This is a genomic window from Micromonospora sp. NPDC047134 (genome assembly GCF_040643455.1).
Classification (GTDB): Bacteria; Actinomycetota; Actinomycetes; order Mycobacteriales; family Micromonosporaceae; genus Micromonospora.
In genome coordinates this window covers 1-24,582 of the sequence record NZ_JBEYUI010000034.1, presented here as the reverse complement: position 1 = coordinate 24,582, position 24,582 = coordinate 1, and the positions used below count along the sequence as shown (strand labels likewise).

General features: G+C 70.1%; 26 protein-coding genes, 2 tRNA genes and 1 pseudogene. 24 read left to right on the top strand and 5 right to left on the bottom strand.

Annotated elements, in window-relative coordinates; genetic code table 11:
* Positions 1-22 precede the first annotated feature (22 nt).
* From ABZ795_RS26545 to ABZ795_RS26525, 5 genes and pseudogenes are all read left to right on the top strand, one after another.
* A complete protein-coding gene (locus ABZ795_RS26545) occupies positions 23-241 on the top strand; it encodes a type II toxin-antitoxin system VapB family antitoxin (RefSeq protein ID WP_327024465.1) in 219 nt (72 codons plus the stop codon).
* A complete protein-coding gene (locus ABZ795_RS26540) occupies positions 238-666 on the top strand; it encodes a PIN domain-containing protein (RefSeq protein ID WP_327024466.1) in 429 nt (142 codons plus the stop codon). The genes ABZ795_RS26545 and ABZ795_RS26540 overlap by 4 nt, the downstream gene beginning before the upstream one ends.
* An 8-nt stretch (positions 667-674) precedes the next feature.
* Positions 675-943, top strand: a pseudogene (locus ABZ795_RS26535) (amidase); the annotation flags it as partial.
* 70 nt (positions 944-1,013) lie between these two features.
* A complete protein-coding gene (locus ABZ795_RS26530; protein ID WP_327027470.1) occupies positions 1,014-1,301 on the top strand; it encodes a hypothetical protein in 288 nt (95 codons plus the stop codon).
* On the top strand, positions 1,288-1,701 hold the full coding sequence (locus ABZ795_RS26525) for a DUF5130 family protein (RefSeq protein ID WP_327024467.1): 414 nt from the start codon (positions 1,288-1,290) through the stop codon (positions 1,699-1,701). The genes ABZ795_RS26530 and ABZ795_RS26525 overlap by 14 nt, the downstream gene beginning before the upstream one ends.
* Before the next feature lie 122 nt (positions 1,702-1,823).
* On the opposite strand, the gene pepN is transcribed toward ABZ795_RS26525, so the two are convergent.
* Positions 1,824-4,373 carry an aminopeptidase N gene (gene pepN, locus ABZ795_RS26520; protein WP_327027472.1) on the bottom strand — a complete coding sequence of 850 codons (2,550 nt, stop codon included), beginning with the start codon at positions 4,371-4,373 and terminating at the stop codon, positions 1,824-1,826.
* 217 nt (positions 4,374-4,590) lie between these two features.
* On the opposite strand from pepN, the gene ABZ795_RS26515 reads away from it, so the two are divergent.
* From ABZ795_RS26515 to ABZ795_RS26500, 4 genes are all read left to right on the top strand, one after another.
* Positions 4,591-5,214 (top strand): DsbA family protein, encoded by a 624-nt coding sequence (locus ABZ795_RS26515; protein WP_357532323.1) that lies wholly within the window; start codon positions 4,591-4,593, stop codon positions 5,212-5,214.
* 187 nt (positions 5,215-5,401) lie between these two features.
* Positions 5,402-5,842 carry a hypothetical protein gene (locus tag ABZ795_RS26510; protein WP_327024469.1) on the top strand — a complete coding sequence of 147 codons (441 nt, stop codon included), beginning with the start codon at positions 5,402-5,404 and terminating at the stop codon, positions 5,840-5,842.
* A 113-nt stretch (positions 5,843-5,955) separates the two neighbouring features.
* The gene (locus ABZ795_RS26505; protein WP_357532322.1) at positions 5,956-7,161 is read left to right on the top strand and encodes a DUF1015 family protein; all 1,206 of its coding nucleotides are present in this window, start codon (positions 5,956-5,958) and stop codon (positions 7,159-7,161) included.
* A 112-nt stretch (positions 7,162-7,273) separates the two neighbouring features.
* Complete coding sequence (locus ABZ795_RS26500) at positions 7,274-7,741, top strand: ribose-5-phosphate isomerase (protein WP_327024471.1); 468 nt, start codon at positions 7,274-7,276, stop codon at positions 7,739-7,741.
* A 101-nt stretch (positions 7,742-7,842) separates the two neighbouring features.
* On the opposite strand, the gene ABZ795_RS26495 is transcribed toward ABZ795_RS26500, so the two are convergent.
* On the bottom strand, positions 7,843-8,169 hold the full coding sequence (locus ABZ795_RS26495) for a hypothetical protein (RefSeq protein ID WP_357532321.1): 327 nt from the start codon (positions 8,167-8,169) through the stop codon (positions 7,843-7,845).
* A gap of 297 nt (positions 8,170-8,466) precedes the next feature.
* Positions 8,467-9,699 (bottom strand): GNAT family N-acetyltransferase, encoded by a 1,233-nt coding sequence (locus tag ABZ795_RS26490; RefSeq protein ID WP_357532320.1) that lies wholly within the window; start codon positions 9,697-9,699, stop codon positions 8,467-8,469.
* A 114-nt stretch (positions 9,700-9,813) separates the two neighbouring features.
* On the opposite strand from ABZ795_RS26490, the gene ABZ795_RS26485 reads away from it, so the two are divergent.
* The 9 genes from ABZ795_RS26485 to ABZ795_RS26445 all read left to right on the top strand — a co-directional run bounded on the left by ABZ795_RS26485 (position 9,814) and on the right by ABZ795_RS26445 (position 17,857).
* Positions 9,814-10,353: a hypothetical protein gene (locus ABZ795_RS26485; protein WP_327024474.1), complete on the top strand. Its 540-nt coding sequence runs from the start codon at positions 9,814-9,816 to the stop codon at positions 10,351-10,353.
* 362 nt (positions 10,354-10,715) lie between these two features.
* The gene (locus ABZ795_RS26480; protein ID WP_357532319.1) at positions 10,716-11,075 is read left to right on the top strand and encodes a hypothetical protein; all 360 of its coding nucleotides are present in this window, start codon (positions 10,716-10,718) and stop codon (positions 11,073-11,075) included.
* Positions 11,072-11,362 (top strand): hypothetical protein, encoded by a 291-nt coding sequence (locus ABZ795_RS26475; RefSeq protein ID WP_327024476.1) that lies wholly within the window; start codon positions 11,072-11,074, stop codon positions 11,360-11,362. Before ABZ795_RS26480 ends, ABZ795_RS26475 begins: the two co-directional genes overlap by 4 nt.
* A gap of 9 nt (positions 11,363-11,371) precedes the next feature.
* Positions 11,372-12,388: an MvdC/MvdD family ATP grasp protein gene (locus ABZ795_RS26470; protein WP_327024477.1), complete on the top strand. Its 1,017-nt coding sequence runs from the start codon at positions 11,372-11,374 to the stop codon at positions 12,386-12,388.
* A 1-nt stretch (position 12,389) separates the two neighbouring features.
* Positions 12,390-13,406 carry a MauE/DoxX family redox-associated membrane protein gene (locus tag ABZ795_RS26465; RefSeq protein WP_357532318.1) on the top strand — a complete coding sequence of 339 codons (1,017 nt, stop codon included), beginning with the start codon at positions 12,390-12,392 and terminating at the stop codon, positions 13,404-13,406.
* Positions 13,403-15,223, top strand: coding sequence for an ABC transporter ATP-binding protein (locus ABZ795_RS26460; RefSeq protein WP_357532317.1), 1,821 nt, complete (start codon positions 13,403-13,405; stop codon positions 15,221-15,223). The genes ABZ795_RS26465 and ABZ795_RS26460 overlap by 4 nt, the downstream gene beginning before the upstream one ends.
* Before the next feature lie 49 nt (positions 15,224-15,272).
* Positions 15,273-15,923 carry an MOSC domain-containing protein gene (locus ABZ795_RS26455; protein WP_357532316.1) on the top strand — a complete coding sequence of 217 codons (651 nt, stop codon included), beginning with the start codon at positions 15,273-15,275 and terminating at the stop codon, positions 15,921-15,923.
* A 60-nt stretch (positions 15,924-15,983) separates the two neighbouring features.
* Positions 15,984-17,375 carry an MFS transporter gene (locus tag ABZ795_RS26450; RefSeq protein ID WP_357532315.1) on the top strand — a complete coding sequence of 464 codons (1,392 nt, stop codon included), beginning with the start codon at positions 15,984-15,986 and terminating at the stop codon, positions 17,373-17,375.
* A 98-nt stretch (positions 17,376-17,473) separates the two neighbouring features.
* Entirely contained in the window at positions 17,474-17,857 is a 384-nt protein-coding gene (locus ABZ795_RS26445; protein WP_327024482.1) for a hypothetical protein, read from the top strand.
* A 64-nt stretch (positions 17,858-17,921) separates the two neighbouring features.
* Here the strand turns inward: ABZ795_RS26445 and ABZ795_RS26440 are convergent.
* A tRNA-Gly gene (locus ABZ795_RS26440) sits at positions 17,922-17,995 on the bottom strand.
* Positions 17,996-18,249: 254 nt separating this feature from the next.
* Between ABZ795_RS26440 and ABZ795_RS26435 the strand changes: the two genes are divergently transcribed.
* The 6 genes from ABZ795_RS26435 (at position 18,250) to ABZ795_RS26410 (ending at position 23,675) form a co-directional block, all read left to right on the top strand.
* Positions 18,250-18,323 (top strand) — tRNA-Pro (locus ABZ795_RS26435).
* 158 nt (positions 18,324-18,481) lie between these two features.
* The gene (gene tig, locus ABZ795_RS26430) at positions 18,482-19,828 is read left to right on the top strand and encodes a trigger factor (protein WP_327024483.1); all 1,347 of its coding nucleotides are present in this window, start codon (positions 18,482-18,484) and stop codon (positions 19,826-19,828) included.
* A gap of 172 nt (positions 19,829-20,000) precedes the next feature.
* Positions 20,001-20,639, top strand: coding sequence for an ATP-dependent Clp protease proteolytic subunit (locus ABZ795_RS26425; RefSeq protein WP_327024484.1), 639 nt, complete (start codon positions 20,001-20,003; stop codon positions 20,637-20,639).
* 14 nt (positions 20,640-20,653) lie between these two features.
* Entirely contained in the window at positions 20,654-21,316 is a 663-nt protein-coding gene (locus ABZ795_RS26420; protein WP_327024485.1) for an ATP-dependent Clp protease proteolytic subunit, read from the top strand.
* Positions 21,317-21,522: 206 nt separating this feature from the next.
* A complete protein-coding gene (gene clpX, locus ABZ795_RS26415) occupies positions 21,523-22,818 on the top strand; it encodes an ATP-dependent Clp protease ATP-binding subunit ClpX (RefSeq protein WP_327024486.1) in 1,296 nt (431 codons plus the stop codon).
* A gap of 59 nt (positions 22,819-22,877) precedes the next feature.
* Positions 22,878-23,675, top strand: coding sequence for a carbon-nitrogen hydrolase family protein (locus ABZ795_RS26410; protein ID WP_357532314.1), 798 nt, complete (start codon positions 22,878-22,880; stop codon positions 23,673-23,675).
* 6 nt (positions 23,676-23,681) lie between these two features.
* Here the strand turns inward: ABZ795_RS26410 and ABZ795_RS26405 are convergent, their stop codons facing one another.
* Positions 23,682-23,909, bottom strand: a complete 228-nt coding sequence (locus ABZ795_RS26405; RefSeq protein WP_357532313.1) for a hypothetical protein — start codon at positions 23,907-23,909, stop codon at positions 23,682-23,684.
* Between the last annotated feature and the right edge of the window lie 673 nt (positions 23,910-24,582).

The window sequence follows — 24,582 nt, the reverse complement described above, 5'->3', positions numbered from 1 at the left end:
CTGGCGCGTATATAATCGTCGGATGAAGACGGTCATAGATCTTGACGATGAGCTGCTTGAACGGGCCCGTCGCGAGTTGGGCACCAAGAGTAAGAAGGACACCATCCACGCCGCGCTCCGGATGGTCGCGGAGCGCGGCGAGCGGGTGGAGGCGATCCGCGAGCTGCTTTCGGTCGATCGCGACTGGAGTGGTCTGCTGGAGGACGACAAGACACCGCACGGTGAGCGGGACGTCGCGTGACACCGCCGCCCGGCCTCTATCTCATCGACACCTCGGCCTGGGGGCGGCTGCGTCATCCGGCCGTCGGCAAGCGCATCCGGGCGCTCCTGGAGGAGCAACTCGCCGCGACCTGTCTGCCGCTCGATCTGGAGGATGGGCGCAGCGCCCGTGACTTCCGCGATGCGATGACCATTCGCGCCCGGCGCGCGGAGCTGATGATCGACCTGCCGATCAGTTCCGCAGTGGCCACCCGGGCTCGCGATCTGCAGTTGGCATTGACGACTCGCGGTCACCACCGGGCCGCGAGTCCGGTCGATGTGATGGTGGCGGCGGCCGCAGCCGAATACTCGTCGACCGTCCTGCACTACGACCGGGATTTCGATCTGCTGGCGGAGGTGGGTGGCCCTCGGTCCGAATGGGTGTCGCCGCCCGGCACCCTCTCCTGAGGTGCCGGAACTTTGACCGGCAACGCTGCTTCTCGCGTACTGTGCCGTGTTCGACGTCACGGGTGATCCGTGCGTCTCGTGGCCGGTCGGCACGACCGCCGAAGGGCTGCCGATCGGCGTGCTCCTCACCGAACGGTACGGTGCTGAGGCGACACTGATCGCCACAGTTGCGCAGGTTGAGCACTTGTGTGGCGGATGGGATCGCGACCCCGCGCTTTGGCGAAGCGTCGGCTCCGCTAACGTGAGTGGCAGCGGAGTCGGGAGGTCACCGCGGTGACCCGCCACCCGATCCGGTCGAAGGTCTCTCTTTCCGCCTGGGGGCGTTGGGATTGTCTGTAACCGACACGTTGCTGGTCTTCGTCGGCATCCCGGCAGCCGTCGTGCTGGTGATCGCCGGCCTGGTGTACGCGGGTAGCCGGGACGGGGGCGGCGGCGGTGCCAAGCGCTACCGGCCGGGCCGTCCGTTCAACTTCACGCCGGTCTGGTTTCTCGGTAAGCCGGACGAGCTGGCCGACTCGGCCGGCACCGTGCTGGCCGCCGGGGCTCAGGCGCCGGCGTTGACCGGCCGCAAGCAGGAGCAGGCCGGCGCCGAGGCGCCGGCTGGTGGAACCGGAGGCGCAAGTGACCGTTGGTGAGATGCAGCCCGAGGCGGGGACCGACCCCCGGCCCGACGTGCTGGACGGGCCCTTCTCGACCCGTCAGCTGCTGCGCATCGACGAGGCGCTGCGGCTGGCCGACCGTACTACCGGTCTGGTCTTCTCGGTCTTCGTCGGCGGTCTCGACGAGCCGGTCCGGGAGCACGCCGAGCGGCTGCACGGGCAGCTCGCCGACCCGGACCGCTCGGTGCTGATCGCCGTGTCGCCGAACCAGCGGCAGCTGGAGATCGTCACCGGCCGGTACGCCCGCAAGCGGGTCCCGGACACGTACGCCAAGATCGCCGCGCTGTCGATGGTGGCCTCCTTCGGCGGTGGTGATCTGGCCGGCGGCATCATCCAGGGCCTCGACCAGCTCTCCCGGTACGCCGGCAAGGGCTGACCCTGCCAAGCACGATCGAGCCCGGCTCCCGCGACTGCGGGGCCGGGCTCAGTCGTGTCGGATCAGGTGCGTCTGGAGTGCCCGGCGCGGGCGGATGATCCACCCGCGCCGGGAAACCTGCCTCAGGCGGTGCGGGCGTCCCGGGCCCGTGCGGCCACCGCCCGGATCACCCCGTCGCGGCCCTCGGCCACCAGCCGGCGCAGCGGCGCCGGGTAGCCGGGCTGCGCCAGCCAGGCGTCCGTGGCCTCGACGGTCTCCTCCTCCACCAGGTACGCCGGGTAGGCGAGCAGGGCGAACTCCTGCGCCGGCTCACTGTCGCGGCTGGCCCACACCTGTCCCACGGCCTCGAAGTACCGCTGCCGGTACGGCGTGATCAGCTCGACCTGCGCCGGGTGGGTGAAGCCCTGCAACAAGGCCCGGTTGCGCCAGTTCGGCAGGGCCTCGGCACTGGTCAGCTGGGCCCAGACGGCCGCCTTGTTCTCCTCGGTCGGCACCAGAGCGTGGGCGTACGCGGCCTCCCGCTCCCCGCTGGAGGTCCGGTCCCCGGCCAGCTCGGCCTCGATCTCCGGGGCACCGGCCGCCCCGTTGGCCACCAACGCGTGGAGCACGCTCCAGCGCAGCTCGGTGTCGATGGTCAGCCCCTCGGTCACCTGGCTGCCGTCCAACCAGCCGCGCAGCACAGCCAGGTCCTCCGGAGCGCGGGCCGCCGAGACGTACGTCCGGGCCCAGGCCAGCTGGAACCCGCTGCCCGGCTCGGCCGCGGCCAGGGCGGTCCGCGCGGTACGGGCCAGCTCGGCCCAGCCGGTGGGGGCCCAGGCCGGGTCGGCGTAGAAGGTCAGGGCGCTGCTCGCCTGCCGCAGGGTGGCGGTGACCAGGTTGATGTCCGTCTCGGCGGGCAGACCGGCCAGCACCAGCGCCACGTAGTCGCGGGTGGCCAGTTCGGCGTCGCGGGTCATGTCCCACGCCGCCGTCCAGCACAGGGCCCGCGCCAGGGAGGACTCGAACCCGCCGATGTGCTGCACCACCGTGGCCATCGACCGCTCGTCCAGCCGCAGCTTGGCGTAGGTGAGGTCGTCGTCGTTGAGCAGCAGCACGTCGGCCGCGGGCACCCCGACCAACTCGGTCAGCTCGGTCAGCTCACCGTCGATGTCGACCTCCAGACGCTGGCGGCGCACCAGCCGGCCGTCGGCGAGGTCGTACAGACCTACCCCGATGCGGTGGGTACGCAGGGTCGGGTACCCCTGCGGAGCCTCCTGCCGCACCAGCACCCGCTCGTACGCGCCGTCCGCGCCGATGGTCAGCTCCGGCCGCAGGGTGTTGACCTGTGCGGTCTCCAGCCACTGGGCGGCGAAGGTGCGCAGCTTGCGACCGGAGGCGGTCTCCAACTCGGTGAGCAGGTCGTCGAAGGTGGCGTTGCCCCAGGCGTACTTGGCGAAGTAGGCCCGCAGACCGGCCAGGAAGGGCTCCAGCCCCACGTACGCGACCAGCTGCTTGAGCACACTGGCACCCTTGGCGTACGTGATGCCGTCGAAGTTGACCTCGACCGCCTCCAGGTCCGGCATCTCGCAGTAGACCGGGTGGGTGGAGGAGAGCTGGTCCTGCCGGTAGCCCCAGTTCTTCCGGACGGACAGGAAGGTCGTCCAGGCCTCCGTGAACCGAGTGGCGTGGGTGTTGCACCAGTGGCTGGCCCACTCGGCGAAGGACTCGTTCAGCCACAGGTCGTTCCACCAGCGCATGGTGACCAGGTCACCGAACCACATGTGGGCCATCTCGTGCAGGATCGTGTTGGCCCGCTGCTCGTACTCGAAGTCGGTGACCTGGGAGCGGAACAGGTAGTGCGACTCGGCGTGGGTGACACAGCCGAAGTTCTCCATCGCGCCGGCGTTGAAGTCCGGCACCCACAGCTGGTCGTACTTGGGCAGCGGGTAGCGCACCCCGAACTGCTCGTGGAAGAAGTCGAAGCCCTGCTTGGTGACCAGGAACAGGTCGTCGCTGTCGAGGTACTGCGCCATCGAGGTCCGGCAGAACAGGCCCAGGTCGATCCCGTCGTGGCTGTCCCGCACCTCGTGGTACGGCCCAGCGCACAGCGCGGTGATGTACGTGCTCATCCGCGCCGAGGTGGCGAAGTGGACCGTCTTGAGGTCCTCACCGGCCGGCTCCACCCGCTCCACGGTCGCGTTGGAGATCACCTTCCAGTGCTCCGGGACGGTGGCGTGCCAGGTGTAGACGCTCTTGAGGTCGGGCTGGTCGAAGCAGGCGAAGACCCGCTGGGCGTCAGCCGTCTCGAACTGGCTGTACAGATAGGTCTCCCCGTCCACCGGGTCGACACTGCGATGCAGGCCCTGCCCGGAGTTCGAGTACGCGAAGTCGGCGTCGACGACGAGGAGGTTCTCCTCGGCCAGCCCGGTCAGGGTCAGTCCCTTCTCGGCGGAGAAGTCGGTCAGGTCGACCGGGGTGCCGTTGAGGGTCGCCGAACGCACCGAGTCGGCGGCCACCTCGATGAAGGTGCCGGCGCCCGGTTCGCTGCAGCGGAAACGCACCTCTGTGATCGACCGGAAGGTGCGACCCCCCGCCGCGTGGACGGCACTGGACAGGTCCAGATTGATGTCGTACCCCGTCACCTCGAGCAGGCGGGCCCGCTCGGTCGCCTCGACCTGCGTCAGGTTGCGCACTCCCGGCACGTTCGTCTCCATCCGTTTCTCGCCGTACCCCACGGCCACATCATCGTGGACCGCCTGTGACGGCCCGTCCGATCCTGAAGTCTTCCACGGACGGGCAGCCGGTGGTGGGCGAGGTCACGCTGTGGTATCCAGCGCGATCGGGTCGCTGTGGAGTAAGGATCGGAGGGTGCACCGCTGCCCGGTGCCAGCATCCCGAAGGGACCTCGCTATGAACGAACGCACCAGCGTCGACATGTGGTTCGATCCGATCTGCCCCTGGGCGTGGGTCACCTCCCGCTGGCTGCTGGAGGTGGAACAGGTCCGCGACGTCCAGGTCCGGTTCCGCGTGATGAGCCTGTCGGTGCTCAACGAGGGCCGCGAACTGCCCGAGCCGTACCAGGAGGCGATGCGTACCGGCTGGGGGCCGGTGCGGGTGTGCATCGCGGCGGAGCAGCGGTACGGGTCGGCGGCGGTGGGTGCCCTCTACACCGCCCTGGGCACCCGGATCCACCTCGGCAAGGAGCAGGTCGGCCGCGAGTTGTTCGTCGCCGCCCTCACCGACGCCGGCCTGGACCCCGAACTGGCCGAGGCCGCCGAGGACAGCGGCCTCGACACCGCCCTGCGGCAGAGCCACGAGGAGGGCATGCGGCCGGTCGGCACCGAGGTGGGCACCCCGGTCATCCACGCACCCGGACCGGAGGGCCGGAAGGTGGCCTTCTTCGGCCCGGTGGTCACCCCGGCACCCAAGGGGGAGGCCGCCGGTCGGCTCTGGGACGGGGTACTGCTGGTGGCCGGCACCCCCGGCTTCTTCGAACTCAAGCGCACCCGCGACCTCGACCCCATCTTCGACTGAGGTGCAAGGAAGGGCCCCTTATTAACGCCTCGGGTATAGGCCGGGTCCCTTGTTAACACCAGCTCCGCGTCGCCTCGGGCGCCGTACCCGGCGTCACCGCTGCCTTCGTGGAGTCGTTTGACCAGGTGTCCGCAGAGAGCCGGCGGGCCGCACCCGTGCCCGTCGGCCGCACTCGTGGAGGCGCCAGATGGCCAAACACCGTGCCCCGGTTTCCGACCGTCGGGCTCGTAGGGAGAGGACCGGCAACGAGGCGACCCACCCGGCGGACCTCAGCCAGCCGGTACCCAGGCAGGACCGGGAGAGCCCTCGACCGGACTTCGCCGAGGCTGGACTGACCTTCGGGGAGCGGCGCGAGTGGGCCGCCCCCCGACCTGACCTCGCCGAGCTGTGGCCCGGCCCACCGTACGACCGCTCCGGCGGTGGGCCGGCGCCGCAGCAGCGTCCGCTCAACGCCCCCGGGGTGCTCGGGCGTACCCCCGTGGTGGGGGTCGCCCGGGTGCCGGCCACCTCCCGGCTGACGCCGCCCGGTCGGGAGATCCGCAACCAGGGCCCGCGACCGGTACGACGTCCCGGCGTGGTGCCGGCGCCCGCCGGCCGGCATCGTCGGGCGGCGGAGCCGGACTGTTAACAAGGGACCCCTGCACTACCGCAGGCGTTAAGCGGGGGCCCTTCCTTTCACCTGGTGGGCGGGGGTGTGGGTCGGGCGGCGGGGCCGGAGGCGGCGACGGTAGCGTCATGGTCATGACGGTCGTGCACCCGATCACCCGGGCTTGGATCACCACTGGCGGCACCGGAGCGCAGAACTACGACGAGTTCGCCGACGACGCGGAGATCACCGCGATCATCGAGGCGAATCCGCACAGCGCCCTCGGCATCGAGATGCCACACCGGGCTCCGGACAGCCTCGGCAAGTCCTTCGGCGACGCGCTGCCGGACGCGGTGACCCGGCTGGCCGAGGCGAAGGACGACGGCAGCTACACCCCCGCCGAGCAGGTCGTGGTCCTGTACCGGATCACCGCGCCGGGGGAGGAGCCGGCGTACGGCATCTTCGCCATGGTCGACACCGATCAGATCTCCACCCGGGCCGACGAGCCGGGCCTGGTCATCCGCAACGAGGACGTCTTCATCGCCAAGGTGCGCGAGCGGGTGGCCCTGGCCGAGGCGCTGGGGCACCTGCTCTCGCCGGTGCTGCTGTTGCAGACCGGGCGCGGTGACGAACTGCACGCCGCGCTGGCCAAGGCCACCGACGCGGCCGGCGCACCCGCCGCGACCGACCTGGACCAGGCCGGGCGTACGCACGCCATCTGGCTGCTCGGGCCGGGCCCGGAGCAGGACGAGCTGACCGCCCTGGCCGGTGGCGGGGAACTGGTCGTCGCCGACGGCAACCACCGCAGCCTCGCCGCCCAGACCGGCGGATTCCGCCGCTTCCTGGCGGTGGTGACCACCCCGGCCTCGGTGGCCATCCAGCCGTACAACCGCCTCATCAGCGAGCTGCCGACCACCCCGCAGGAGCTGCTCGACCGGCTGACCGCCGCCGGTGCGCAGGTCAGCCCCGTCGAGGGCCCGGCGCAGGTCCCGGCCGCCGGCGGCACCATCGTGCTCCAGCTACCCGGCCAGGCGTACGCGGTGACCCTGCCGCACACCGGCGCCGGCCGGCTGGAGAACCTCGACCACGCCCTGGTCGAGCGGCTGCTGTTGCGCGACGCCCTGGGGCTGGACCCGGGGGACAAGCGGATCACCTACGTCGGTGGCGACTACCCGGCCAGCTGGCTGGCCGGTGAGGTCGAGGCCGGCCGGGCCGAGTTGGCCATCCTCATCGCGCCGGTGACCGTGGACGACTTCGTCGCGGTGAACCTGGCTCGGGAGAAGATGCCGCGCAAGAGCACCTGGTTCACCCCGAAGGCGCGTGGCGGCCTGGTGGTAGCGGAGCTGCCGGACCCGGCGTGAGGGTTGTCGGGTCGGTGCCGGGTGAGGTTCGCACCGACCCGAAAGGGGCATAGTCGCACCTGGGTACCGCCCCGCCGGTGCCCGGTGCGGCCGGCCTGACAGACTGCCCGGTATGCGCGTCTACCTGGGATCCGATCACGCCGGTTTCGAGTTGAAGGTGCACCTGGCCAACCATCTCGCCAAGCAGGGGTACGAGGTGGTCGACGTCGGCCCGCACGTCTTCGACCCGGACGACGACTACCCGGCCTTCTGTCTGCACGCCGGCACCCGGGTGGTGGCCGACCCGGGCAGCCTGGGTGTGGTCATCGGTGGCTCCGGCAACGGCGAGCAGATCGCCGCCAACAAGGTGGCCGGAGTCCGTGCGGCTCTGGCCTGGAGCATCGAGACCGCCCAGTTGGGCCGGCAGCACAACGACGCCAACGTGGTCGCGGTCGGGGCCCGTCAGCACACTCTGGACGAGGCCACCGCGATCGTCGAGGCGTTCCTGACCACGGCCTTCTCCGGCAGCGAGCGGCACGCCCGCCGCATCGCCCAGGTCGCCGAGTACGAGCAGACCCGCAAGCTGCCCGACCTGCCCTGACTCTTCGTTACAGACCAACTCCGTTACGCCGAAACGGCGGGGTCCCGTGGCTGCGGATCCCGCCGTTCGGCGCAACTGCGAGCAGCGACCGCACAGCCGGGTCAGCGGCGGGGGAGTTCGTCGCGGGGGATCCAGTTCCGACGGACGATGACGATCTCGGCCTCGGCGGCGGCCAGGTCCTCCTCGGTGGGGCGGGCGGCGTCCCGGGCCCGCATGGCCGCGGTCACGCTCACCTGTGAGGAGCCGGATCCGACCAGTCCGCGTAGCCCTCGTTCGCCTTCCTCGGCTCCGCCGCCGCGTCGTGCGCGGGGCGGCGGCTCCCCGCCGTCGTGCACTCCTGCGGTTGTCGCCGCGGCGCTGGCGTCGGTGGTCTGCGGTGGTACGCCCTGGTGTCGGTGTCGTCGTCGCCGTCGTCCCTCGTCCGCCACCCCCCGACCCTACCTGGGATGACGGTTGTCGATCACGGTCTCACGGCGGGTCGTACCCTCGATGTTTGACAGTGAAAGCACATACGGACGCACCACCTCACTCACCGTCAGCGGTGCCAGGTGAGCCCATCACAGACCGCACCCGGACCCCCGAATCGCCCGCACCGCACCACGGGATCCGAGCTGCGCGCAGGGGTCCGGTTGCCTCTGATCGCCGGGCCGCGTCGCACCGAGGAGGTCCAGCGGTGCCAGACCGCCGACCGGAGTCGAGCCGGTCGGCGGTCGGTGCGGGCAGGGTCAGAAGACCTCGAGGGCGGAGGGGGCGCGGTGCCAGCCGACCGCCGGATCGGCGGAGGCCAGGGCGCCGGGCCGCAGTTCGCGTAGCCGGCCGGCATCGGCCAGGGCGGTCAGCCGGGCACCGCCGAGGTACAACTCGCCCAGGCAGCTCACGTCGCAGGCCAGGTCGGCCGGATCGGTCACCGGTACGCAACTGGCCGCCGTCGGGCCGCCCTTGAGCCGCCACCGGCCGCTGTTGGCGGGCAGCAGGTCGTCGGTCACCTCGATCACCACGTCGATGTCGGTGGCGTAACGCCGGGCGGACAGGGCGCCCGGCACATCGACCACCCGTACCCACAGGGCGTCGACCAGAGTCGGGCTCAGTCGGCGTGGTTCGTCGACCATCCGCAGCAGGGGCTCGTCCACGGCAGCCCGCAGGAAGGTCACCTGGCGGGTCAGGTCCATCGAGAGCAGCAGCCGCCAGATCGCCCGGTACCCGGCGACACTGGTCGCCACCACCTCGTCGACCGTGGTCTGACACTTCGGGCCGGTGCCGTCCCACTCGGCCTTGGTGCGGAACAGGCCGTACCCGTCGATGCCCTCGGGTCCCTCGTGCAGCACCACCCGCCGTTCGGTGGCGCCGCCCCGGTGGGCCTGCGGATCCAGCAGGACGTAGCGCCACCAGCGCTCGTCGCGGGCGGACCAACCGGGTCGGGCAGCGCGTACCCGGTCGTACACCCGGCTAAGGTCCGCCAGGCGGTCGGCCGGAGAGTCCAGGCGCAGTCGGCCCTCGTCGGCGGTCGGCGACGGTAGCCGCAGCTCAAGGGTGTTGCCGGTGATCTGGAGTCGCTGCGCCGCCAGGCCGTACCCGAAGCGGGGATAGATCCGGCCCTCGCTGGCCCAGAGCACCGCCACCGGTTCCCGGCCGGCCTCGTGGATCTCGGTCAGTTGTCGGCGCATCAGCGTGGTGAGCAGACCCCGCCGCCGGTGGGTGGGGGCCACCCCGACCATGCTGACGTGGGCGGCGGCCACCTCGCCGCCGGGCACCCCCAATGCCCGGGTGAAGGCGGCGGCGGTGCCGACCAACTCGGGACCGTCGCGTATCAGCAGGGCACGCTCCGGTTCGAAGATCCTGCGTTCGGTCTCATGTGCCTCGGGTTCGAGGCCGTGATGGAACAGGAAGTTGAGGTGGCGCCCCATCTCGTCGAAGTCTTCCGGGCGGGCGCTGCTGATCGGCAGGGAGTGGCTGGTCACGGCTTCGTGTCTAACGGATGGGCACGGATGCGGCGACCTATTTGCGGGCTGGCTACCCTCGAAGCAGGGCCGGACGGTGATCGAGTTCACCGCCGACCGAGGGGGAGGGACGAGATGGCCGACAAGACGCAGCCGTGGGCGGAGCGGACCGTGGAGGTGCCGCCGCAGCCCGGTGCGGGCATTCCGTCGCAGCGCGACCCGTACCGACGCGGGGTGGCCTCGGTCGGTGCCAGCGCGCCGCGTACCGAACCGTTTCCGACGGTGGACCAGGTGCCGACCGGCACCGGCTGGCCGGGTGAGCCGGCGCCGCGCCGGCCGTTGAGCTGGCATGTGGCCCAGCTACGCAAGGGCGGCGAGTGGAGTACGGCCGGCGCCCTGTTCGCCTTCGTGTGCTGGGGGATCTGGGCGATCTCCGGCGGTGGCGATCTGGCCGGGCCCTTCCTGATCTTCGTGCTGAGCCTGCTGGTGGCGGCGGGGTTGTTCGCGCTGACCCGGCTGCTGGGCCGGCTGGTGCTGGAGCGGCAGTTGGGCCGGGTACGGCGCAGCGCGCGGGGCGCTCATCTGGTCACCGCGGTCTTCCTGACCGGCCTGGGCATCGCCTACCTCCAGCAGACCCAGTGGATCATGGACGCCTGGAACTGGCTGACCACCTGAGTCGCGTCGTCGGGCGGGTCGACGTTCTCACGCCGACCCGCCCGACGGAGCCGGTCGCGCATTGCGACCGGAAGGTCGTCACTCCACCAGGACGGCCGCTGCATACCCGGCCGGAGCCGGTTCATCCCCCGCGACCACCAGCGGTGCCAGGTCCGCCACAGTCCGGACATGAGAGATTCTGTCCGGCTTGGCCGCAAATTTACTGTCGTCACCGTACTTTAGCGCGACCAGACGCTTATTCCGGTAAGCGGAAAATGGGGTCGCTAGCAGGTGAAATGCTGTCACCGCAAGCATCGCGGGCCGTGAAAATTCCATGAACTGAGGTCTTCTCAAATCTTGGTGCGTCTATAAGGATGGGCTCTGTGAACGGGGCACAGGACGAAGGTGATGGATTTCCGGGAGGCACCAGCGTCCCGGTGACTGTCCTTCGACTGGACCGCCCCGAGCTGGACGGCACCCGTCTCGTCGTGCGGGCCGTCGATGTCGAACTGCGTGAACGCCGTCGTGGGCACCATCTGGCACCGCTGGGATACCTCTACGATCGCGCCGACCACGACGAATTGGAATCCGATCTCATCCTTGACGCCGGGCACTATGACGTGGGTGACCAGACCTGGTCATTTTCCGCTGAGGTGCCCGGGATTATCGGCCTTACCGAGCCGCTGTCGTCGGCTGACAACCCGCCAGCCGAAAAAGTCGGAGAAGAAGGAGATCACCCGTGACGACCACCCTGACCCGCAACCCCCTGCGCACCTCGCTGTCGATGACCAGTGGGCACGACTTCAGCCAGCCGCTGCCCGCCGACCACGACCGCCAGCCCTTCGGCTACCTCTTCGCCAACTGGGAGCCGGGCACCCCGGCGGAGACCGAGACCGAGCTCGGCTACTACGACGCCGACCAGCAGGTCTGGGTCACCCCGGACGGCGCGATCACCGCCGGTGTCTACACCAAGACCCGCACCTCCGGCTCCAACTGCGGAGACTGCGTAACCGACGACGCCTGCGCCTAAGGACAACGCATGACCACCTCGCCATCTGATCGCGGGATCCTGATCTTCACCCAGGACTTCGATCCCACGGTCGACCCCGTCGTGCGGACCCTCACCGCCCGGGGGGCCGACATCGTCCGCGTCGACCTGAGCTACTTCCCGCAGACGCTGACGTTCACCACCTCGGATTTCGATGGCGAGCGGCGGCGGCTGCTGCACCGCGGGCGGGAGGTCGATCTCGATCGGCTCTCCGGGGTGTGGTACCGCCGCCCCACAGCCTTCCGCTTCCACGAGCAGATGAGCGAGGCCGAACAGCAGTTCGCCCGCAACGAGGCCCTGCACGGCATCGGCGGCATCCTGCGCAGCACGGACTGCCTCTGGGTCAACCGTCCCGACGTCGACGCGGTCGCCGAGCTCAAGCCCTACCAACTCCAGTTGGCCAAGCAGGTAGGCATGCGGGTGCCCCGCACCCTGCTCACCAACGACCCCGCCGAGGTACGCGCCCTGGTCGGTGCCACCGACCAGCCCGTGGTCTACAAGGCCCTCACCGGCGGGGTGATCCACTATCCGGGCGCCTTCCCCAGCGGCCTCTACACCACAGTGGTGGGCGAGGAGGTGCTGGCCAACGCCGACCGGGTCCAGCACACGATCTGCATGTTCCAGGAGTACATCGAGAAGGCGTACGAGGTCCGGCTGACCGTCGTCGGGAACACCTGGTTCCCGGTGGTGATCGACTCCCAGGCCCTGCCCACCACCTCTGTCGACTGGCGCGGCGAGAACCACCTGCCCTACGGCCCGTACAAACCACTGCCCGACGAGGTGGTGGCGAAGACCCAACGCCTGCTCGACCGCCTCGGCCTCGTCTACGCGGCCATCGACTTCATCGTCACCCCGGAGGGGGAGTACGTCTTCCTGGAGGTGAACCCGGGCGGCCAGTTCATGTGGCTGCAACACGACCTGGGTCTGCCGATGGACGAGACCATCGCCGACCTGCTGCTGGCCGGCGGCCCCTTCCGGCAGGGCGAGGTAACCCAGGTCGGCTACTGAGATGATCGGGGCGTTGCTGCTCGTCGCCCAACTGGCCCTGGTCGGCACCCTCGGCTGGGCCCTGGTGGGCAAGGTACGCGACCGGGCCGCCTTCGCGGCCTTCCGCGCCTCGCTGCCGCGTACCGTCGGGGTGTCGGCGGCCCGGGCGGGGGCCCTGGCGGTGGCTGTCCTGGCGGCCGAGGCGCTCACCGCCGGGATCCTGCTGGCCGCGGTCGCCCTCCCCGCCCTGGCGGCTGCGGGCTTCGCGCTGGCCACCGGCCTGTTCGCGGCCTTCACGGTGGCCGTGGCCGGGATGGTCCGTCGCGGGGTCCGGGAGCCCTGTCACTGCTTCGGGGTCGCCGAGAGCCCGCCCGGCCCCGCGCACGTCATCCGCAACCTGCTGTTGACCGCGGTCGCCCTGGGCGGGGCGGCGCTGGCCTTCGGCGGGGTCCGGCCACCGTCGCTGTCCACCCTCACCGCTGAACCGTCCGGAGCTGACATGGCCCCCTCGTCCGTCCTGCTGCTCGTGGTCACGGTGCTGTGTCTGGTCAACACCACCGTCCTGCTGGTCGTGCTCGCGCAGTTGCGGCGGCAGTCCACTCTGCTGAAGGTCAGCATCGAGGGGGTGGAGAATCCCGAGCCGATCATGCTGACCGCCGGTGCCACGGTCGGCGACTTCACCGCCACCACGGTCGACGGCACACCGGTGTCCCGGGCCGGGCTGCGGGGGGAGACCCTGGTGGGGTTCCTCTCCCCGAGCTGTCCGGCGTGCGCGGAGAGCCTGCCCGGGTTCGTCGCCCGGGCCGAGGCGATCCCCCGGGAGCAGACCCTGGCCGTGGTGCTGGGCACCGGTGAGGCCGCCACCCAACTCTGCGAGCGGCTGGCCCCGGTGGCCCAGGTGATCAACGAGCCCGAGCGGGGTCCGGTGGCCCGCGCCTTCGGGGTGGACGGCTACCCGGCGTTCGGCCTGCTCTCCGGCGACACCGTGGTCGCCAGCCACTTCGTACTCGACCGGGTGCCCGTCACCAGCGCCTCGTGATCAGACAGGCAGGCGGCTCGCTGGCCGAGGCCACCCGGATGGCCTGGGCCGCATCCCGCGGCTGGCTCATCGCCCGGGTGCTGCTCGCCGTGGTGGCGGGCATGGTGCCGGTAGCCGTCGCCTGGCTGATGAAGGTGGTGCTGGACCGGCTGGCCGCCGGTGACGACCGGCTTACCGGGCCGGTGCTGCTGCTGGCCGGCGCGGGTGCCGCCGCGGTGCTCCTGCCCGAACTGGGCCGCTATGTCGACGCCGAGCTGCAACGGTCCGTCGGGCTGACCGCGCGGCAGCGGCTGTTCGCCGCTGTCGGCCGGATGCTCGGGCTGCGCCGGTTCGAGGACCCGGAGTTCCACGACCGGCTCAGCATCGCCGCCGAGACCGGCCCGGCCGGGCCGCCGGAGGTGGTCAGCGGCTTCCTCGGGGCCGCCCAGGGGCTGCTCACCATGGCCGCCTTCCTCACCACCCTGGCCGCCATCAATCCGTGGATGGTGCTGGTCGTGGCGGCGGCCGCCTTACCCACCCTGCGGGCGGAACTGCGCCTGGGCCGCCAGCGGGCCGCGTTGCTGTGGGAGTACGGCCACGCCGCCCGGCGGGAGTTCTTCTACGCCCAACTGATGACCAGTGTCACCGCCGCCAAGGAGGTCCGCCTGTACGGCCTCAGCGGGCTGTTCGGCGCCCGGATGCTCACCGAACTGCGCGGCATCCACGCCGGGCAACGCCGGATGGACCGGCGTGAGCTGCTCGTCCAGTCGGTGCAGGGGCTGCTCGGCGCGGTGGTGGCCGGGCTGGGCCTGTTCTGGGCGGTCACCGCCGCCCGGTCCGGCGCGCTGACCATCGGCGACGTCTCCGTCTTCGTGGCCGCGGTCGCCGGGGTGCAGGGCGGGCTGAGCAGTGCCTTCGTCAACGCCGGGCGACTGCACGAGGCGATGCTGCTGTTCGGGCACTACCGCTTCGTCGTGGAGGCCCCACCCGACCTGCCCGCCCGTCCCACCGCCCTGCCGCAGGTGCCACCGCTGCGGCAGGGAATCGAGTTCGACGACGTGTGGTTCCGCTACGGCGAGGACCTGCCCTGGGTGCTGCGGGGGGTGAGCTTCACCCTTCCCGCCGGGTCCTCGGTGGCCCTGGTCGGGCACAACGGGGCCGGCAAGAGTTCCCTGGTGAAGCTGCTGTGCCGGTTCTACGACCCGAGCCGGGGCAGCATCCGCTGGGACGGGGTGGATCTGCGCGACCTGCCCCCGGCCGAGCTGCGGGCGCGGATCGGGGTGCTGTTCCAGGACTTCATGTCGTACGACTTCAGTGCCGCCGACAACATCGGGATAGGTGCGGTGACCGCCCTGGACGACCTGACCCGGATTCGGGCGGCGGCCCGGCTGGCGGGGGTGGACGACATCCTGGGGGCGCTGCCCCGCGGTTACGACACCATGCTCACCCGGGTCTACATGAACGCCGAGGACCGCGACGACCCCACCACGGGAGTGGTGCTCTCCGGCGGCCAGTGGCAGCGGGTGGCCCTGGCCCGGGCGTTGATGCGCGAGGAGGCCGACCTGCTGGTGCTGGACGAGCCCAGCGCCGGCCTGGACGCCGAGGCGGAGTACGAGGTCAGCCGACGGTTGGCCGCACACCGCGCAGACCGAACCAGCCTGCTGATCTCCCACCGGATGAACACCGTGCGCGACGCCGACCTGATCGTCGTACTGGCCGACGGCACGATCACCGAACGCGGCGACCATGAGGAACTGATCGACCTGGACGGCACGTACGCCCGGCTGTTCCGCCGTCAGGCCGCCGGCTACCAGGAGGACCCGCAGCCGGCGGCCTGACGACCAATTGAGTCGCCGCCCTGGGGCGGGTCGGCCTACCATTCGCCGGATGCGAGTGCTTTCCGTGAACGTGGGCAGACCCCGGCCCAACCCGGCCAAGGGTGGGTTGACCGGCATCGACAAACGCCCGGTGGATGGCCCGGTCGCCGTCGTGGTGCCCGGCCCCAAGGGCACCGGCGAGGTGGGTCTGGTCGGCGACCGGGTGTACGACGTGAAGCATCACGGCGGCACCGACCAGGCCGTGTACGCCTACGCCCGGGAGGATCTGGACCGCTGGGCGACCGAGTTGGGCGTCACCCTCGGCAACGGCGGCTTCGGGGAGAACCTGACCACCACCGGCCTCGACGTCAACGGTGCCCTGATCGGGGAACGCTGGCGGATCGGGCCGGAGGTGGTCCTGGAGGTGTCCTGCCCGAGGATCCCCTGCTCGACCTTCCAGCACTGGTTGCAGCAGCGCGGCTGGATCAAGCGGTTCACCCAGGCCGCCGTGCCCGGGGCGTACCTGCGGGTGATCGTACCCGGCGAGCTGCGCGGCGGCGACCCGATCGAGATCGTGTACCGGCCCGACCATCAGGTCACCATCGAGCTGGCCTTTCGTGCCCTGACCCTCGAACCCGAGCTGCTGCCGCAGTTGCTGGTCGCCGAGGCCCTGCCCGAGGAGGCCCGGGACTCCATCCACCGCCGGTCGGCCACCGGGTAGGCCCCATGCGCCGAGATGCGTACCCGCCACCGGGGAACTACGGTGTGTGGTCGGGGCGACATGGAATCAGCACTGACCGCACCACCAGCACCGCCGGCGGAGTTGGCAGGGTTACGCCGCTGGCCGGTCTCCCTGGTCCTGGCCGGGGTCATGTTCCTGGTGCTCTTCGACAGCCTCGCGGTCGCCACCGCCCTGCCCCAGATCGGCCGGGAGTTCGCCATCTCCCCGGACCAACTGCAATGGGTGATCACCCTCTACTCCCTGAGCATCGGCGGGTTCCTGCTGCTCGGCGGTCGGGTCTGCGACCTGTGGGGTAGGCGACGCCTGATCGTCACCAGCCTGGGGGTCAACACCTTCGGCCTGCTGCTCGCCGGCGCCACCTCCTCGCTGCCGCTGCTGTTCGCCGGACGGGTACTCCAGGGCCTAGGTGCCGCCTTCGCCATCCCCGCCGCCCTGGCGTCGGCCGCCGCACTCTTCCCGGAGGAGCCCTGGCGCAGCCGGGTCTTCGCGGTGGTCGCGGCCGCCGCCAACTCCGCCGGGCTGGCCGGGGCCGTCTGCGGTGGGGTGATCACCTCCTACTGGGGTTGGCGCTGGATCTTCCTGGCCGTCGTCCCGGTGGGCCTGGTGGCGATGCTCGCCGCCCTCCGGCTGCTGCCGCCGGATCAGCCGACAGCCGGCCGCCGATCCCTGGACGTCACCGGTGCCCTGCTGGCCACCGGCGGGCTGGTAATCCTGATCTACGGCGCCACCCGGGTCGCCGAGCAGGGGGTGTCCGGTCCGGCACCGGCCATCGTCGTCGCCGGCCTGCTCCTGCTGGCGGTCCTCGTCCCCCTGGAACGCCGGATACGTGACCCGCTGCTCAAGCCCGCCCTGTTCCGTTCGCGTTCCCTGACCGCCAGTTGCCTGGCCTTCGCGGCCCACTCGGCGTCGTACGCGGCGATCGTCGTCGTGGGCAGCCTCCACCTCCAGGAGATCCACGGCCTGTCGGCCGCCCAGACCGGTCTCGTCCTGGCCCCGGTCCTGCTCGGCTCCCTCATCAGCGCCGCGCCCGCCGGCTGGCTGGTCCGCCGCTACGGCCCGCGTACGGTCGTCACGGTGGCCCTGACCCTCTGCGCGGGCAGCCTCGCCGGGGTGGCGGTGGGCACCGGCGGCTCCCTGCCCGTCGTGATCGCCTGGCTGGTCGCCTGGGGGCTCAGCGCCGGACCCGTCTACGTGGCCCTGACCCGGGAATGCATCAGCACCGCGGCCCCCGAGGACCGAGGTTCGGCCTCCGCGCTGTTCGAATCGACGAACCACGTCGGCGGCGCCCTCTCGGTGGCGGCGTTCCTCACCCTGCTCGGCGCGGGCGTCGGCTACGGCACGGTCCAACTGGTCGGCGCCGCCGTCGTCGGCCTCGGCATCCTCGCCACCATCGGCCTTATGCCCAGATCGAAGCCCCAGACCAGGACCTGAAAGCTTCGGTACCGTCCGCCAACTGAACCCCGCCTGAGCGGGGCGGTAGAAGGCTTCGGGGTAGCGCCGGTGCACCGACTCGGGGAGGATCATCCTCCATGTCTGAGCGAGATCTGGCCGGAACCTGGCGCGGCATCATCGACGGGGACAGCAAGTCCTGGGTGGTGTTCGCCCACGGCACCTGCGTCGTGTTGCCAGACCCCGGACCCGACATCGACCTCGCCGCTCAGGCCGTCGACATCCTGCGTGAGTACGGCCCCGTCCACCCCGGCTCGTCCGCCGGAGACTTCGGCACGATCACCCTCGACCCCGGTCTCGGATGGGTGGTCTACGGCCACCACGACGACGTGCTGACCTACGTGGGACCCGACGAGATCTCAGACAGCAGCGACCTGGCCATCGGGCTGTACGGCCGCCACAAGCGCGACCGGGACGGCCACGAGCTGCACGTCATCCACGTCGAGGACAAGCGGCCCGGGTAGTCGACGCCGAGCTTCCGCCATCACTGGTTCCGGCGGTCATGGCGCTGACCTGGGCCGGAGTTGATGGAGCGGGCGACGGGAATCGAACCCGCACCGTCAGTTTGGAAGACTGAAGCTCTGCCATTGAGCTACGCCCGCGTACGCCCGGAAACCCGAGCGCGCCGACAGCCTACCCAATGCCCGCGACGAGCGCGCGGCCGTATCCCCGCCGCCGCGCCGGCGTCGGCCCCGCGGTTTCGGCGATCTGGGGGTATCCGGCCGCCACCGATGCCGCAACATCGGCGAAACGGCGGCTACCAGGTCAGGGGGTGTCCGATTTGGGGTTGTTCGGCGCGTTGGGGGATGCCCCGGCATCCGGTTGTCGGGTCGAAGGCATAGACTGCTCGACGCCACGGGGTGTGGCGCAGCTTGGTAGCGCACTCGCTTTGGGAGCGAGGGGCCGTGGGTTCAAATCCCGCCACCCCGACTGCCTCCAGCGTGGGGCCGGTGCACCCGGGACGGTGGGCGAGCGGGATGCTTCGCCGCCGGGTCCCTGGGCGCTGCCGGTCGGCCACGCCGGTTCGCCTACACTCGATGGGCCGAAGTGCGCCCAGAATCAACCGAGATCCGTCAAGGAGTACGCCTGTGAAGAGCACCGTCGAGACTCTGAGCCCGACGCGCGTGCGGCTCGCCATCGAGGTGCCGTTCGTCGAGCTCGAGCCGAGCCTCAAGAAGGCGTACCGGGAGATCGGCCAGCAGATCCAGATCCCCGGCTTCCGTAAGGGGAAGGTGCCGGCGGCGATCATCGACCAGCGGGTGGGCCGGGGCACGGTGCTCAACGAGGCCGTGCAGGAGGCGATCCCGCAGAACATCCTCGCCGCGGTCCGCGAGCACGACCTGAAGACCCTGGGCCGTCCCGAGGTCGACATCACCGAGTTCAACGACGGTGACTCGCTGAACTTCACCGCCGAGGTGGACGTCCGGCCGGAGATCACCGTGCCGGACCTGGCCTCCCTCGAGGTCGTCGTCGACGAGTTGCAGATCGACGACAGCGAGATCGACGAGCAGGTGAAGAACCTGCGCGAGCGGTTCGCCACCCTCAAGACCGTCGAGCGGGCCGCGGCCGAGGGCGACTACGTCCAGATCGACCTGCGGGCCACCGTCGACGGCGAGGAGGTGCCGGGCGGCTCGGCCAGCAACATCTCCCACGAGGTGGGCAGCAAGCAGCTGCTGCCGGGCCTGGACGAGGCCCTGGTCGGCCTCGCCGCCGGCGAGGACACCACCTTCACCACCCAGCTGGTCGGTGGCGACTTCGCCGGCCGCGACGCCGAGGTCCTGGTGACCGTGCGTACGGTCAAGGAGAAGGAGCTGCCCGAGCTGAACGACGAGTTCGCGCAGCTGGCCAGCGAGTTCGACACCATGGAGGAGCTGCGCAACGACCTGCGTGAGCGGGTCACCCGGGGCAAGCGGGTCGAGCAGATCTACGCCGCCCGGGACAAGGCCCTGGAGCAGCTCGTCGAGGCCGCCGAGGTGCCGGCGCCGGAGGGTGTCATCCGCGACGAGGTGGAGAGCCGCAAGCAGGCGATGGTCGACCAGCTGGAGCGGATCGGCGCCTCGATGGAGGACTACCTGGCCGCCGAGGAGAAGACCGAGGAGCAGATCGACGCCGAGCTGACCGAGGCCGCCACCCAGGGCATCAAGGTCCAGCTGCTGCTCGACACCCTCGCCGACGCCGAGGACGTGCAGGTCTCCGACGACGAGTTCGGCCACGAGATCGTCCACCGCGCCCAGCGGGCCGGCATGGCCCCTCAGCAGTACTACGACCAGCTGGTGCGCTCTGGCGCCGCCGGCGCGGTCTTCGGTGACGTCCGCCGGGGCAAGGCGCTGGCCGCGGTCATGGAGCGCATCACCATCAAGGACACCGCAGGCAACGAGATCAGCCTGGACGCGCTGCGCGAGGCCAGCGAGGCGGAGCACGGGCACGAGCACTGATCGTCGGGTGAGGGCCACCGTCCGCCGGTCGCGGTGGGTGGTGGCCCGACCCCTTTCCGGGTACGAGTCCCGGGCCCCCTGCGCTGAGAGCGAACAGTGCCCGGAGCGGGACTCTGCCGCCCGGCTGAGCGGTTAGTGTCGGACAGGACGGTACGGAGAGCGAAGGGCTGCCATGACCGACATGCACATCCCAGCGAAGCCGCGGGCGCTCGACGCCCGAGGCGGCGACTCAATTGGCAACCTCGACGACTCGGTCTACAACCGGTTGCTCAAGGAACGCATCATCTTCCTCGGCAGCGAGGTCAACGACCAGGTGGCCAACCGCATCTGCGCGCAGCTGCTGCTGCTCGCGGCGGAGGACCCGGACCGGGACATCTTCCTCTGGATCAACTCGCCGGGTGGCTCGGTCTACTCCGGCATGGCGATCTACGACACCATGCAGTACATCGACAACGACGTGTCGACCGTGGCGATGGGCATGGCGGCCTCGATGGGCCAGCTGCTGCTCTGCGCGGGCACCAAGGGCAAGCGGTACGCTCTGCCGCACGCCCGGATCATGATGCACCAGCCCTCGGGTGGCCTCGGCGGTACCGCCTCGGACATCGCGATCCAGGCCGAGCAGATGCTCTACACCAAGCGGATGTTCCAGGAGCGGGTCGCGCACCACACCGGACAGACCCAGGCGCAGATCGAGGCGGACTCGGACCGCGACCGCTGGTTCACCGCCCAGGAGGCCATGGACTACGGCTTCATCGACAAGGTGATCATCGGGGCCGCTCAGGTTCCCGAGGGCGCCGGGACCCTGAGCTGATCGAGGAGCAGACGATGACCGACCTCAGCCTGCCGCCCCAGTTCGCGGCCGTGCACAACCGCTACGTCCTGCCGTCGTTCGTCGAGCGCACGTCGTACGGGGTCAAGGAATCCAACCCGTACAACAAGCTCTTCGAGGACCGGATCATCTTCCTCGGCGTCCAGGTGGACGACGCGTCGGCCAACGACGTGATGGCCCAGTTGCTGACCCTGGAGGGGACGGACCCCGACCGGGACATCATCATGTACATCAACTCGCCCGGCGGCTCGTTCACCGCGATGACGGCGATCTACGACACCATGCAGTACGTCCGGCCGGACATCCAGACGGTCTGCCTCGGCCAGGCCGCCTCCGCCGCGGCGGTGCTGCTGGCGGCCGGCACTCCGGGTAAGCGGATGGCGCTGCCGAACTCGCGGATCATCATCCACCAGCCGGCCACCGAGGGTGGCTACGGGCAGGGCTCGGACATCGAGATCCAGGCCCGGGAGATCCTGCGGATGCGCACCCAGCTGGAGGAGATGCTCTCCCGGCACTGCAACCGGCCGGTCGAGAAGGTCCGCAAGGACATCGACCGGGACAAGATCATGACGGCCGAGGAGTCCCGGGAGTACGGGTTGGTCGACACGATCCTCAGCAGTCGCAAGAAGGGTCTGCTGGCCGCCAACGCGGCCGGCTGACCTGCACGGGATCAGGGGCCGGTCGGGTCTGTCACCCGCCGGCCTCTGACACACCCGTTTTGGGGGTCGGAGAATGCCCCTGCAGCGGGTAACGTCGGGTCAGTACCGCTTCGTCGGGCGACCGGCGTGGTGGGTGGAGACGGGCAGAGCGAAGCGTCCGCAGGTCGTGGCCGGGGCTCCGGCCGATGAGTGCAGGGAGAACGTAGGTGGCACGGATCGGTGACGGCGGCGACCTACTCAAATGCTCCTTCTGCGGCAAGTCGCAGAAGCAGGTCAAGAAGCTCATCGCGGGCCCCGGGGTCTACATCTGCGACGAGTGCATCGATCTCTGCAACGAGATCATCGAAGAGGAGTTGGCCGAGTCCGGCGAGGTGAAGTGGGAAGAGCTTCCCAAGCCGATGGAGATCTGCCAGTTCCTCGACACCTACGTGGTGGGGCAGGAGCAGGCCAAGAAGGCGCTCGCCGTCGCGGTCTACAACCACTACAAGCGCATCCAGGCGGAGGCGGCCAACGCGCCGGGCGCCGGTAACGACGGCGTCGAGCTGGCCAAGTCGAACATCCTGCTGCTGGGCCCGACCGGGTGTGGCAAGACCCACCTGGCGCAGACCCTGGCGCGGATGCTCAACGTGCCCTTCGCCATCGCCGACGCCACCGCCCTGACGGAGGCTGGCTACGTCGGCGAGGACGTGGAGAACATCCTCCTCAAGCTGATCCAGGCCGCCGACTACGACATCAAGCGCGCCGAGACCGGCATCATCTACATCGACGAGGTCGACAAGATCGCCCGCAAGTCGGAGAACCCGTCGATCACCCGTGACGTCTCCGGCGAGGGCGTCCAGCAGGCCCTGCTGAAGATGCTCGAAGGCACCGTGGCGAACGTGCCACCGCAGGGCGGCCGCAAACACCCGCACCAGGAGTTCATCCAGATCGACACCACCAACGTGCTGTTCATCTGTGGTGGTGCCTTCGCTGGCCTGGATCAGATCATCGAGGCGCGTACCGGCCACGGCGGCACCGGCTTCGGCGCCCGGCTCCGGGCCGTCTCCGAGCGTTCCACGGACGACATCTTCAGCCAGGTGATGCCGGAGGACATGCTCAAGTTCGGGCTGATCCCGGAGTTCATCGGCCGCCTGCCGGTGATCACCAGTGTCCGCAGCCTCGACCGGACGGCCCTGGTGCGCATCCTCACCGAGCCGCGGAACGCCCTGGTCCGGCAGTACCAACGCCTCTTCGAGCTCGACGGGGTGGAGCTGGAGTTCGAGCGACCGGCTCTGGAGGCCATCGCCGACCAGGCCATGCTGCGCGGCACCGGTGCCCGTGGCCTCCGCGCCATCATGGAAGAGGTCCTGCTCTCCGTGATGTACGAGGTGCCCAGCAACCCCGACGCCGCCCGGGTGCTCATCACCCGTGAGGTGGTGCTGGAGAACGTCAACCCGACCATCGTCCCGCGCGAGTTCACCGGACGTCGGGCCCGACGCGAGCGCGAGGAGAAGTCGGCCTGATCCGGTAGGGGAGTGTCTTACCCTGCCGGTTTCGACCGTCCGCCCGTACCCTGGCTGTCATGCGCGTCGCCGTCTGCCAGCTGAACTCCCGCGACGACCGGAAGGCGAACCTCGCCGCCGCGGAGGCCCTGATCGATCGCGCGGCCGACGCCGGCGCGGACCTGGTGCTCCTGCCGGAGTACGTCGACTATCTGGGGCCGGGTGCCAAGATGCCGGCGCCGGAACCGGTCGGCGGCGAGGTGGGTCAGTTCTTCGCCGACGTCGCCCGTCGACGGGGCATCTGGCTCATCGCCGGCTCCTTCCACGAGGCCGGCCCCGACCCCGAGCACACCTGGAACACCACCCTCGTCTTCGACCGCGCCGGCACTCTCGCCGCCAGCTACCGCAAGATCCACCTGTACGACGTGGAGATCCCCGGTCGGGTCTCGTACCAGGAGTCGGCTTCGGTGGCCCCGGGCGACCAGTCCGTGGTGGTGGAGGTCGAAGGGCTGCGGGTGGGGCTGTCGATTTGTTACGACCTGCGCTTCCCCGAGCTCTACCGGCAACTCGCCACCGAGGGTGGTGCTCATCTGCTCGTGGTCCCGGCGGCCTTCATGATGCACACCGGGCGTGACCACTGGGAGGTCCTGCTGCGCGCCCGAGCGATCGAGAACCAGTGCTTCGTCGCGGCTGCCGGACAGACCGGGGACCACGAGCCGGGCCGGACCTGTTACGGGCGCAGCATGGTGATCGACCCCTGGGGGACGGTGTTGTCCCAGGTGCCGGACGGCCCCGGGTTCGCCATCGCTGAGGTGCACCTCGACCGGCTGGCCCGCATCCGAGCAGAACTGCCCAGCCTGGCAAACCGCCGGCTCTGAGCGCGACTATCCCTGCAGCAGTACCCCCACCACCGCGAAGCCGGCGATGGCCACGGCCGTCACCAGCAGGGCGGTGCTCATCCGCGAGGGACCCCGCCGGACCAGCCGCCCGATCGACACCACCACGGCGAAGAGCACGAAGGCCCCGATGATCAGTTGCCAGAAGGGGAGTAACAGGCCGAGCAGCGCGTCCTCGGCGAGGACCGGGCTGGCAGGCCGGGACACGTCATCCATGTCAGACACTCTGGCACGCCGGTGCCCTCCGCGGTCGCCGCCGCGAGTACGCAATCACGCAGATTGCGTACTAGTCAGGTGTGTGTTGGGGCAGTTCGCTGACGACCTGGCGGAGTGCGGCTGCCGGTGAGTTCCGCGCCCCCGAACCACGAGCGGATGAGAGACACCCCTGGATGCCTGCCCCTGATCGACAGTCGCTGATTTGCCTTCTCCGGTGGGTGCGCGTAACTTTCTCTCTGCACGAGGGAGGCCGGGCAAACCAGCCGAGAACGGGCGCCGGTCTTGCGAGTGATCGTAAGGCCGAGACCGGGCGGTGCGAGTGGGCCTGAAGTTGAGGTTGCAATCGCGAAGCCGGCCGGGTAAGGTTCTGGAGCCGGCAGGAGCCGGGCGGGTTGCCTGAGGGCAACTGGCCGGTCTGCGGTTCTCCACGGAAGAAGCGACCGCCGAGAGGCGTGCGCCACCGTGGGCCCGAACGATCTTAGAAGGTCTGAGACTGAGCTTCAGTTTTGACCCACGAGAACGATTCGGATAGTTTGGAGCGGTTGCCCCAGACAAGGTTTCGGATTCGAGGCCGAGTTTGGTGTGTGGTTGTTCTTTGAGAACTCAACAGGGTGTTTGATAAGCCAGTGCCAAGTAGTTTATGCCCCGTGCCGGCTGGAGGTCTTTGATTTCT

Bases quoted from the DNA above. Each gene is read 5' to 3' on its own strand.
- ABZ795_RS26545 (WP_327024465.1), top strand. From the start codon at position 23: ATGAAGACGGTCATAGATCTTGACGATGAGCTGCTTGAACGGGCCCGT.
- ABZ795_RS26515 (WP_357532323.1), top strand. From the start codon at position 4,591: ATGAACGAACGCACCAGCGTCGACATGTGGTTCGATCCGATCTGCCCC.
- ABZ795_RS26510 (WP_327024469.1), top strand. From the start codon at position 5,402: ATGGCCAAACACCGTGCCCCGGTTTCCGACCGTCGGGCTCGTAGGGAG.
- ABZ795_RS26505 (WP_357532322.1), top strand. From the start codon at position 5,956: ATGACGGTCGTGCACCCGATCACCCGGGCTTGGATCACCACTGGCGGC.
- ABZ795_RS26500 (WP_327024471.1), top strand. From the start codon at position 7,274: ATGCGCGTCTACCTGGGATCCGATCACGCCGGTTTCGAGTTGAAGGTG.
- ABZ795_RS26485 (WP_327024474.1), top strand. From the start codon at position 9,814: ATGGCCGACAAGACGCAGCCGTGGGCGGAGCGGACCGTGGAGGTGCCG.
- ABZ795_RS26470 (WP_327024477.1), top strand. From the start codon at position 11,372: ATGACCACCTCGCCATCTGATCGCGGGATCCTGATCTTCACCCAGGAC.
- ABZ795_RS26465 (WP_357532318.1), top strand. From the start codon at position 12,390: ATGATCGGGGCGTTGCTGCTCGTCGCCCAACTGGCCCTGGTCGGCACC.
- ABZ795_RS26455 (WP_357532316.1), top strand. From the start codon at position 15,273: ATGCGAGTGCTTTCCGTGAACGTGGGCAGACCCCGGCCCAACCCGGCC.
- ABZ795_RS26450 (WP_357532315.1), top strand. From the start codon at position 15,984: ATGGAATCAGCACTGACCGCACCACCAGCACCGCCGGCGGAGTTGGCA.
- ABZ795_RS26445 (WP_327024482.1), top strand. From the start codon at position 17,474: ATGTCTGAGCGAGATCTGGCCGGAACCTGGCGCGGCATCATCGACGGG.
- ABZ795_RS26425 (WP_327024484.1), top strand. From the start codon at position 20,001: ATGACCGACATGCACATCCCAGCGAAGCCGCGGGCGCTCGACGCCCGA.
- ABZ795_RS26420 (WP_327024485.1), top strand. From the start codon at position 20,654: ATGACCGACCTCAGCCTGCCGCCCCAGTTCGCGGCCGTGCACAACCGC.
- ABZ795_RS26410 (WP_357532314.1), top strand. From the start codon at position 22,878: ATGCGCGTCGCCGTCTGCCAGCTGAACTCCCGCGACGACCGGAAGGCG.
- ABZ795_RS26405 (WP_357532313.1), bottom strand. From the start codon at position 23,909: ATGGATGACGTGTCCCGGCCTGCCAGCCCGGTCCTCGCCGAGGACGCG.